8 protein-coding genes are annotated in these 11,045 nt (G+C 50.6%); 2 read left to right on the top strand and 6 right to left on the bottom strand.

The annotated features are described in order from the left end of the window. Window positions 1-48: 48 nt before the first annotated feature. Window positions 49-1,098, bottom strand: coding sequence for a DUF3626 domain-containing protein (locus tag KDN34_RS03155; protein ID WP_212595487.1), 1,050 nt, complete (start codon window positions 1,096-1,098; stop codon window positions 49-51). Between the two features lie 207 nt (window positions 1,099-1,305). Between KDN34_RS03155 and KDN34_RS03150 the strand changes: the two genes are divergently transcribed. Continuing rightward, window positions 1,306-2,706, top strand: a complete 1,401-nt coding sequence (locus KDN34_RS03150) for a DEAD/DEAH box helicase (protein WP_212595486.1) — start codon at window positions 1,306-1,308, stop codon at window positions 2,704-2,706. Window positions 2,707-2,781: 75 nt separating this feature from the next. Here the strand turns inward: KDN34_RS03150 and KDN34_RS03145 are convergent, their stop codons facing one another. From KDN34_RS03145 to ggt, 4 genes are all read right to left on the bottom strand, one after another. Further along, window positions 2,782-3,468, bottom strand: coding sequence for a 2'-5' RNA ligase family protein (locus tag KDN34_RS03145; protein ID WP_212595485.1), 687 nt, complete (start codon window positions 3,466-3,468; stop codon window positions 2,782-2,784). 31 nt (window positions 3,469-3,499) lie between these two features. After that, the gene (locus tag KDN34_RS03140) at window positions 3,500-4,381 is read right to left on the bottom strand and encodes a VIT1/CCC1 transporter family protein (RefSeq protein WP_212595484.1); all 882 of its coding nucleotides are present in this window, start codon (window positions 4,379-4,381) and stop codon (window positions 3,500-3,502) included. Between the two features lie 153 nt (window positions 4,382-4,534). Continuing rightward, complete coding sequence (locus KDN34_RS03135; RefSeq protein WP_212595483.1) at window positions 4,535-7,222, bottom strand: M16 family metallopeptidase; 2,688 nt, start codon at window positions 7,220-7,222, stop codon at window positions 4,535-4,537. A gap of 394 nt (window positions 7,223-7,616) precedes the next feature. After that, the gene (gene ggt / locus KDN34_RS03130; RefSeq protein ID WP_212595482.1) at window positions 7,617-9,401 is read right to left on the bottom strand and encodes a gamma-glutamyltransferase; all 1,785 of its coding nucleotides are present in this window, start codon (window positions 9,399-9,401) and stop codon (window positions 7,617-7,619) included. Between the two features lie 366 nt (window positions 9,402-9,767). Between ggt and KDN34_RS03125 the strand changes: the two genes are divergently transcribed. Next, on the top strand, window positions 9,768-10,280 hold the full coding sequence (locus KDN34_RS03125) for a GFA family protein (protein WP_212595481.1): 513 nt from the start codon (window positions 9,768-9,770) through the stop codon (window positions 10,278-10,280). On the opposite strand, the gene KDN34_RS03120 is transcribed toward KDN34_RS03125, so the two are convergent. Next, window positions 10,281-10,985: a DUF3581 domain-containing protein gene (locus KDN34_RS03120; RefSeq protein WP_212595480.1), complete on the bottom strand. Its 705-nt coding sequence runs from the start codon at window positions 10,983-10,985 to the stop codon at window positions 10,281-10,283. Between the last annotated feature and the right edge of the window lie 60 nt (window positions 10,986-11,045).

The raw sequence follows: 11,045 nt of genomic DNA, 5'->3' as shown, positions 1-11,045 counted from the left end.
GGGGAATTTTGTACGGTGAGATTGCCGCGATGTCAGGGATTTTAGGGATCAGGCGCCCACAGCACCAAAACGTACCAGCACGTGCCACAGCAGTTTGAACTGCTGTAATAATTCCGCTTCGTTACCCAGTCCACGCCAACGTTCTGGTTCACGCCGCACCGAGACTTCTGCTTCACCGAGAATTGCTGGCGTCAACAAGCCATCCCGGGCGACTTTGGCAGCCAATTGCGGCATAGAGGCCCCTCGGAAATCTGCCGGCACGTCGACCGCTTTCATCACAAAGCCCTGATGCCAGCAAAGACGCAACTGATAGCGATCACACAGACGTTGCATTAACACCTCGATCGCGGTGTCTTTATACGAGGGGTCTGCCACCAGCACATCCATGTCCTGCGCCAACGATAATTCGCCGTGACACTGCGCTTCAATGTAATGATCCAGATCCCGGCTCATTGGCCGCAAAAAGCGGGCGTCAACACCACGGGGCAACTCGTCACACAAATAGTCCACCAAGGCGGGCGGTCGTAGTGCATTAACGCCCAAAGCCGCGTCGCGTTCAAAAGATTCATTGAACAACGCCGCGAAAACATCTTCAAAACAGGCAAGAGTGCCCTTTGCTCGCGGTTCGCGACAGGAGTCTAGGTAGCAGAAGGTACATTGGCTCAGCAGTTCCGGCGATGACAGCAGATAACAACTGCCAAAGCGCGCTGAAGGACCACTCTGGTGTAAACCGATATCCAGTGCACCATATTTTGGCCGCAACTTGGCACCGACATAACAGTGACCGAAAAGCTGGTTTTCCCAGTGATCACGGGCACCGCCAAGCTGCGGTGACAATTTGCCATTAGATACGCGGGTTTCAAACTGGCTGCGATACTCGCCATCAGACAGCAAACCGGCGATCACCGGCCAACCGCGATAATCGAGACGATCGGGATGAAAATGAAAGGCAATACGACCATGTTGCGCTAAATTCAGCAGACCGTGATTGAGTCTGGGCGTGGCAATCGCGGACATCTGCTGCACATTACGGATCAGCCCGATAGCGTTATCCCGCCGAGCCTGTGCCTGAGTGCCGATAAAATCAATTGCTGTCATTGCCCTTATCCTTTGGTTGCAACAGCATCAAGATACTGCAAATTTCCGGGTATTGGCAGCCTGAACTGTGATCTGGTTCAGCAAGCTGACAGCCGCGGATGAATTATGCGCTGCTCATGGTACTACCAGCGCTTTTGCTGTACACTTGCCGCCCGCCTGAAATGGCTCCAGCTTCCGGCTTACATGCCACCTAATTGAGACTATTGCATGAGTTTTGCCTCTCTTGGCTTATCTACCCCGATTCTAAATGCGGTTATCGAACAGGGTTACAACGACCCGACCCCGATTCAACAACAGGCGATTCCCGCCGTGCTGCAAGGCAATGATGTCATGGCTGCCGCGCAGACCGGTACTGGCAAAACGGCAGCGTTTACTTTGCCCATTTTGCAACTGTTGAGTGGTGGCGTGCGACCTAAAGCCAATCAAATCCGTACACTGATCCTGACACCTACCCGGGAACTGGCGGCACAGATCGCTGACAATGTCCGCGATTACGGTAAAAACCTTAGTCTGCGCAGTGCGGTGGTGTTTGGCGGAGTTTCCATTAATCCACAGATGCTGGCACTGCGCCGCGGCGTGGATATTCTGGTGGCAACCCCGGGACGCTTGCTGGATCTGTATCAGCAAAACGCCGTCAAATTTGACCGTCTGGAAATTCTGGTGCTGGATGAAGCCGACCGCATGCTGGACATGGGCTTTATTCACGACATCAAAAAAATCCTGGCGTTACTGCCTGTGAAACGGCAAAACCTGCTGTTCAGCGCCACTTTCTCCGATGATATCCGGGCACTGGCCAAGGGGCTGGTAACCAATCCAACCGAGATCTCGGTAACACCGCCTAACAGTACTGCCGAGCAAGTCACCCAAACCTTATATCCAGTTGATAAGTCGAAAAAAACGGCGCTGCTAATCCAGCTGATCCAACAGCAGCAGTGGTCACAAGTACTGGTATTTTCTCGAACCAAACACGGTGCTAATCGTCTGGCTAAACAGTTGGAGGCGGCACAGATCAGCGCTGCGGCGATTCACGGCAATAAAAGTCAGGGCGCTCGTACTCGCGCGTTGGCCGATTTTAAAAATGGTGCAGTAAAAGTGCTGGTCGCTACCGATATTGCGGCACGCGGCCTGGATATCGACCTACTGCCACAAGTGGTGAATTTTGATCTGCCTAACGTGGCCGAAGACTATGTACACCGTATTGGTCGTACCGGCCGCGCCGGAGCCTCTGGGCATGCCGTATCACTGGTCTGTGATGAAGAATTGAAACAATTGGCTGATATCGAAAACCTGATTGGACAGCATATTCCCCGCGAAACAGTTGCGGAATTTGCGCCTAACAAACCGCTACAGGAAACCCGTTTGCGCGCTAATGGCCCGAAAATGCCCAAAAAACCGAAAAAGCCCAAACAGCCAAGAGAAGCCCAAGCAGGCGAAGCCACTGCTGAACGTCCGGCAAAGGCCAAACCACCCCGCCATAAACCGGCCAATGATGGGCAACCGCGTCCCAATGCGCCCAAGCCTGGAAAACCCGGCGAACAACGGCGGCCATCAGGTAATCGCAGTGGCAATAATCCCCGCCGCAGCAATCACAATCCCGCCCGAGACTGATCGCCAGCGAACAAGGTGTTGTCCCGAGTTATCGGGGCAATACCTGATACATCAATAACCAATGACGGGTAGTCCTCAGCGCAACAAGGCCGTATCCAGCAGTGTTGTCTGTTGTTGCTGTTGGTACCAGTTATTGAATACCAGTGACAGTTGCGTCACCGCATGACAACCAAAAGCATAGTCACGATATTGCGTCAGATAATCCAATAGTCGCTGAGGTTGCTGCAATGGCGCGTTAAAACGCACTAAAGTGGCATGAGCGGTGGCGATTTTGTAGCGACTGTCGATACTACAAGGCAAACCGGAGTCACGGTAGGCTTGACGCAAGCGTTGTCGAAGTTGCGATAACTGGTCGGTATCAGCCACAAAGCCTTGCAACAAAATGCAGCTTGGTGATGCGGTAATTCCGCGAAATACCACCTCGAAACGCTCTACCTCTGCCAGAGCCTGCTGAAATACCTCACAGTAGGCAGCAACGTTAAGATCCCGCAGTTGCAATCCAGCAATGCAGGAGATAATCGACAACATCGTCAAATGCATATCCGGAACTGGCTGCCGGTATTGCCGCGGCTCCAATTCGCTAATGCCTTGTAAGAACTGATTAATCTGTTGCAACAGCGGCACACTCGACTGCAGATACGACAGCGCCGTAATCCCGCGCCTGTCATCGGCGGGATTATTGATGAGGGCGTCAGTCTGATAGTTGCCGCTGCCAATGGCGGCGGTGGCCTGTTGCCACATGCTTTGATAAATTGCCTGCATTACTTAATTGTGATCCAATCAATCGGTATGTTTATACATCAACGCCGAGAAAATACTTCACCGCATAACCAATAAAGAACGAGATAATTGCTACCCCGAAGGTGATCGATGACATCTCTATCACGCGGCTTTTAAAACTCAGATCTTTGGCAACAGAGATGTAAAAGGTGTACAGCACAATCGCAATCAGTGCTAACGCAAACATCAGCGACAATGCCGCTAGCATCGATTGCAACACAAAAAATGGCAGCACCAGTATCGCCGTGGTGATGATATAGGACACTCCGGTATAGGCTGAATACGACAATGCGCTGATATCCGGATTGGGATTTTCTTTCGACTCCAGATAAGCCGAGCCTGCCATCGACAGCGAGGCGGCAATCCCCATGATCAAGCCGGTTGCACCCACCACCAGCGTTTTATCAAATGCCAGCGCAATACCACTGAGCGTTCCGGTCAGTTCCACCAGGGCATCATTCATCCCCAAGACGATGGCACCGGTATACAGCAGCTTTTTGTCATGGAGCATATCGATCAGCTCCAGTTCATGGCTGACCTCTTGATGATAAATCGTCTTTGCTTGCGGATAGGTATCGAATAACTCTTTATAAAACTGCTCAGCTCCAAGCTCTTTTTTCTCCAGACTTTTCAGCGCAAAAGAGGTGCCGAGCAGTTTCACCAGAAAGACATACCACATCACCAGCCAGTTCTGGGGCGCTAATTCCCGTTGTGTAATGCCCACCCAAAACTGGTAATGCTGCTGTTCTTCTCGGGCAATTTTTTCAAAGATTTTCTTGTTCTTATCTTCCTGTTGCAATGCGGCCAACACGGTATAAATAGTGAAATCATTAATTTCATTCTGTTGTTGCCGCAGCGCTTTTTGCAGATCGGCCTGGCTGAATCCCTGAGTCATCTCGTTCACCAACGCGTAGTTTCATTTACATACTGCGGTTGTAAACCCCTAAGTCACAACCTGTCAGCGTTATAGTCTTGATTTTGCGGCGAGATGGCAGAGAGATAAAGCGCCTTTGTACAAAAAGGCGCTTTAGAGACCATATTATGCGCCTTATGCCTGCGGCGCAGGGCCTTTAACCGCAATAACAAAGTCATCCGGGCGGAGGAATTGTGCATAGGCCTTGCGGACGTCTTCTGCTGTCAAACGGAAATAGGCTGCAGCGGCTTTGGACATGGCATCCAGTGGTTTACCTTCTATCGACAACTGCAACAATTGCTCAGCAATCCCATCGAAGCTGGATTCACCCAAAGGGATCTGTCGCAGCATAATGCCTTTCGCTTGCTTCAGTTCGGGTTCAGTCACTGGCGCTTGCTGCATCTGTTGCAGATTTTTCACCACCAGTGCCTTAGCTTTCATCACTTTGTCAGGATCACAGCCATAATAAACCCGATAGGTACCACGATGTTTATCCAGCGAAAAACCGGAAGCGACGGTATAAACCAAGCCATTTTTTTCACGCAGATCTTTCACATAACGCGAGGCATAAAAACCACCGCCGAGCACTTCGTTCCCCAGATTCAGCGCAAAGCGCGCCGGGTCATTCTCGGTGACGGGCACGGTCTGCACCAATGCAACACTGTCCTGCACGGCTGACTTATCCGGCGTATTAAACTGCGCCGCCTGATTGTTCGGAACCGCGGGATAATCAACATTTGGTTTAGCGCCGGTGCTATGCCAGCTTCCAAAATACTGACTGACGACCTGTTTTACCTGTGCCGGGTTCACATTACCGACGACTACCAGTGTGGTCATATCCGGACGGAAAGTCTGCTGATAATACTGAGTTACATCCTGATAAGTCAGCTGCATCAAGGAGTTCGGTGTTGGATGTCGCAAACTCGGGTCGGTCTTAGGATAAAGCGCCTGCAACAGATGTTGACGATTCAGATAATCGGGCGACTGCAACTCCCCGGCAGTACTGGAGGCTTGTTGCTGCTGCACAATCTTAAATGCCTGCTGTGGCAACGCCGGATGTAGTTCGTTATCTGCCAGCAATTGCATACCTTGGGTGAAATTTGCCGCAGGAACCGACAGCGAAAAGCTGCTGCCCGCCACCGCCTCAGCCGAAATATTATCCAGCGCCTGCTGATACTGCAGGCGATTGAGATCTTGTGTACCAAAGCGGAATAAACCGTCGAGAATATCGCTGATCCCTTCCTGTCCTGCTTTAGCCTGCATATCCTCATTGGTTTTCACTTCACCAGTCACTAACACTGTATCGCTGACGGTTTCCGGCTGAACTATCACCCGTAAACCGTTAGGCAAGGTGAAATCATCAGGATGCAAATCGGAGCTTGGCACCGACAGCTTGGCGAACGCTTGCTGTGCCCAATCGGGCAACACCACCGGTTTATCGGGTGCACTACTGAAGTTTTCCGCCCCCCCAAAACCCTTGCTGGCAACTGGCTTACCGGAACTCTGCGGCGTTAAGGTAGTGCTGATCATCGACTCCGTCTTAAAGGTCCGTGCGGCTAACGCATTGACTGCCGCGGGTGTGACTGCCGCAATGGCATCACGAATAGCATCCGGAGATGTCAATCCTTGTTCAACCAGCGCATCAGACCAGGCGTTTGCCAGGCCATCGACCGAGTTTTTGGCAAATTCCAGACTGGCGATGGCATTTTGTTTTGCCGCTTTGACTAATGCAGGGTCAATCCCCTTCGTAGCGGCGATATGCAGAATACTGTCGATACGATGCCCCAGTTTGATGGCGTCGGCTCCCTTCGGGAAAATCCCGATGGCGTAGCCAATCCCGGCATGAGGCAGGAACTCGGTGTCGAAGCCTCCTGCCAGCGCACTACCATCCATTCCCATGCCATACAGAGCGGCACGTTGAGAACCCAACGCCTGACTCAACACCAGCGCAGTAGCATATTCACTGGAGGTTAATCCAGGCATACGAAACGCCCGGATCTCATACCCATAAGGCGTGTCGGTATCCAGACTAATCTGTTTCGCTGTTACCGGCTGAAAATGGAATGCTGCTTTCGGTGGTAATGCCCCTGCCGGAATATCACCAAACAACTGTTGCACTTCTGGCAAGACTTGCTGCGGGTCAACATCACCGGCGATCACCAACACGGCATTGTTGGGCACATACCAGGTATCACGAAACTGCTTGAGCGCGGCGGCAGTGGTTTTATCAAAAGATAGCCGCGTTCCTAAGGGGGAATGCACATAAGGGGTACCAGCGAACAACGACTGACGAATATCGGTCATCGCCTTAAATATCGGACTGGACATATCGCGGGAGACTTCCTGCTCAATGGCACCGCGCTCATCGCTCCATTCCGCGGGGCTCATATCCACACTCTTCATCCGGATGGCATGAATACGCAACGCGACATCCAAATCCTGCTTGGGCACCGTGAAAAAGTAGCGGGTCAAATCCTCACGCGTTTCGGCATTGAAATGGCCTCCCATATTGGCTGCCAATGCGGAAATCTGATCTTTGTTCAGCCCCGGACTCCCCCGGAACATCATATGCTCCACCGCATGAGCGGTACCCGGAAAGCCATCTGGCACTTCATTGCTACCGACCAGGTAATTCACCTGCGTGGTGACTACCGGTGCCAATTTATCCTGAACAATCACCACTTGCAGGCCATTTTTTAACGTGGTGCGGGTGATTTCCTGATGTTGCTGTTGAGCCTGTGGTTGAACTGCGGCCAGCGTTGGAAAGGTAACGGAGCCAAACGCCAGCGCGATGGCTACCGCTAGTCTAAGTGATTTATGCATAACTCTTCCTTTATGGGAACTGATGCAGAATAGGGAGGTGAAGCACCAGTTACCGTACCGTATTTGGTGGTGACCACGTTTAGGTTTGATGCAGACGGTTGCTGCGGACACTCTGTCACCACAAGACGCTCACGCACTGGCTTAAGGGGTAAGCAACAACTTACTCACGGCACGACCCAATATCGCCGCATCTATCGCTATCTCATTCGGACCTATTTCACTGCATTCACAAACCAATGAAGATTGTTTTAGGTCCATGTTATCTACGACCAATACAATCGCCGTCAGTTCAGCCAAGAAAAAATTTGTTGTGATTTCTAAGGTAAAGGCGCGCCGGTTAAATAAAAAAAGCCCGGGTCATCATGCCCGGGCTTCAATGCCAAAATTGCTGCGGTTAGTAGCCGACAGCAGCACCTTGTGGCCGACGTGCATCGTTAGCGCCGTAGATATAGCCTTCACGGATTTTACCGGAGACAGAAGCATCGCTGACGTTAGAGTGTTCATCACCGCTGACCACGCTGGGTAAACCGATCATAATTGCTTCCGCAGCCCCCCACTGGCCTTTTTCAACCATGTTGTAGCCACGTTCTTTGAGGATTTTCAGCGTATCAGGTGAAATACCACGCTTTTCATAGAGCACAACATCAGGCAACCACTGCTGATGAATACGTGGCGCATTCACAGCTTCCTGTAAGTTCATCCCATAATCGATCACGTTCATCACGGTGTTCAGGGTGATGGTGATGATCAATGAACCGCCTGGAGAACCAACCACCATAAAGGTTTTTCCATCTTTGGTGACAATGGTAGGCGACATAGAGGACAGAGGCCGTTTGCCCGGAGCGATGGCGTTAGCCTTACCCTGTACCAGACCGAACATGTTTTTCTCACCGACTTTCGAGGTGAAATCATCCATCTCATCATTCAGCCAAAAACCATAACCCGGAGCCATCACACCGGCACCAAAGCGACCATTGATAGTGTAAGTGGTCGACACTGCATTACCGGCCTTATCCAGCACCGAGTAGTGTGTGGTCTGCGGCTTTTCATGAGGAGGCACTCCTGCCGCTAATTCACTGGATGGGGTGGCTTTTACTGGATCGATAGTTTTACGGATCTCAGCGGCATATTCCTTGCTCAGCAATTTCTTCATCGGGACTTTCACAAAATCTGGATCGCCAAGCAGACTGTTACGGTCCACAAACGCATGACGCATCGCTTCAGCAGTGAAGTGAATAGCGTCTGCAGAACCATAGCCCATGGATTTCAGATCGTAGCCTTCCAGAATATTCAGAATTTGACACATGGTGGTGCCACCTGAGCTTGGCGGTGGGGCTGATATAAAGTCATAGCCACGATAAGAACATCTGACGGGTGTACGTTCCTTAGCCACATAGTTGGCAAAATCTTTGGCTGTTAAATAACCCCCATTGGCTTTTGAGGCTTTCTCGATTGCTTTAGGAATATCGCCTTTATAGAAGGCATCCGGGCCATTTTTCGCAATTTTTTCCAGCGTGTCTGCCAATGCAGACTGCACGAGACGATCGCCCGGTTCTAACGGCGTACCATCTGCATGCAAAAAGATTTTGGCGGCCTGTTTGTCACCACGCATCTTGCTTAAGCTGGAGTCGATCACATCCGTATCACCGCGAGTCAGGACGAAACCTTCACGCGCCAATTTGATCGCCGGCGCCATAATTTGTGCGCGAGTCAGTTTGCCTGAGCCATATTTGGTCAGCGCCAATTCCATACCGCGCACCGTACCGGGGACGCCTACTGCGCCCCAACCTAATGTGCTGGCATGTGGAATAAGATTGCCGTCTTTATCCTGGTACATCTTGGCACTAGCAGCTGCCGGCGCCATTTCACGAAAATCAATAAAGTGATCCGAGCCATCAGCAAGATGCAGTGTCATAAAACCACCGCCACCGATGTTACCGCAGCAAGAGTTGACCACCGCCTGGGCATAGCCCACTGCGACAGCGGCATCTACGGCATTACCGCCCATTTTAAGAATTTCTACCCCAGCTTCTGAAGCAAAACGCTGAGAAGACACCACCATGCCATTTTTGGCTTCAACAGGTGGTAATGAGGCAGCAAGAGAGTACGTAGTAACGAAGGGCGAAATAGTGGACAAAGCCAACAGCGAAGCCTTTAACAGGCGTTTTTTATAATACATTCCTTATTCCTGGCATTGATCTCAGATAGCCAACCCTATGGCAGCGCGTTCAAAATAGCAATAAGCCATTATTCATTTAAACTGTAAATGGCAAAATCTACTTAATATCTACAGCTAATCCGCCAATTTTTTAGTGATCATTTAGCTTTTGAAACGATTGGTTAGTGCACTGCCGTTGGTTAAATGAACGAATACACATTACCTTAGTGCCTGACCGCTGCGTTTTCGGTTTATCGAAAATGGCAACAAAACTCATTGGCAGAGAAATGCACGGTGTTGGACCAAAGTCAGGCTTGTATTTGCCGTCGGCAAATGAGTAAGTTGGATGCTAGATCTTGTCTATCAAAGTGAGAAAAAGGACGCGCCATGCCAACACAATATCCTATGGCCGGTGGTTGTGACTGTGGCTTTATCCGCTATCAACTGCATTGTCAGCCTTTAGTAGTCCATTGCTGCCACTGCACTTGGTGCCAGCGTGAAACGGGTTCCGCTTTTGCACTCAATGCCATGATTGAATCTGATCAGGTGGAGTTATTGAGTGGTGAGCCAATGATTGTTGCCACCCCGTCCGCCAGCGGTCAGGGACAGCAGATTGCCCGCTGCCCAAAGTGCCAAGTCGCGCTGTGGAGCCACTATGCGGGTAGTGGTCCACTGACAACATTCGTGCGCGTTGGCACCTTAGATAACCCACAAATGTTGCCACCGGATGTACACATTTTTACTTCAACTAAGCAGCCCTGGGTACTATTGCCGGAATCAGTGCCAACTTTTGCCGAATATTACGATCGCCAGCAGGTATGGCGTGACGACAGCTTAAAACGCGCAGAAATACTGCGACCCAAGATCAAAGCGTATCGACAGTCGCTGAATAACGCGTAATTACAACCGCGCTTCGCTGCGACGTTGGTATTCAGTGATCATGCCGTTAAGACCATTCTGTTCATAAGGGCGTAAACCACTGAGCACCATAGTTTTACGACCAGTACCTACCTGCTGCTCACCGCTCAGCAATGCAAACTCTAACAACACGTCACCGCGCTTGCCATCGACCTGTAACTGCTTGTTGACCAGTTCCAGTGTCATCTCTTCAAATGCGAGGGTGTCTAATTCAAAACTCATGGTTTCATAAATAACCAGCGGCCGTTCCGGGTTAATCATCACCTGATATTCCTGCATTAGCGGCACCAGCACATGAATAAAATTGAGACCGGAAAACGCCACATAACTGCGAATAAAGGCTTCCAACTGCTTTTCACAGTATCGCTGCTCACCTTCGCGGCTTACTTTCAGATAGCTTTTGCCCTTTTCGTCTTCGATGCACACCTGCTCACCACAAGCATCGGGGAAATGCAGAGGTACTGCATCGCCAACCATACCTTCAAAACGAAATTGCATCTTGCTACTGAGCCCGTACTTATCCAGCACTAAGGCAAACAGCAGATCTCCAGGAACGCAAAAACGCTTGGCATCTTCATCATGTAGGGGGTTAAAGTCGCCGGCAATATCCTTGGCAAAGTCACTAGCCTGTTTACGGCTGATTACAATGTTATTATTTTCTTTTTTAAAATAATTAGTTAGAAACATCTATCGTCAATACTCTATTGCTGGCTGGTGTGATTAAACGGGAAACTGCCGCACAGTCTA

Origin of the sequence: Shewanella yunxiaonensis, from assembly GCF_018223345.1 — a bacterium.
GTDB classification, from domain to species: Bacteria; Pseudomonadota; Gammaproteobacteria; order Enterobacterales; family Shewanellaceae; genus Shewanella; species Shewanella yunxiaonensis.
This window is presented reverse-complemented; position numbering and strand designations above follow the sequence as displayed.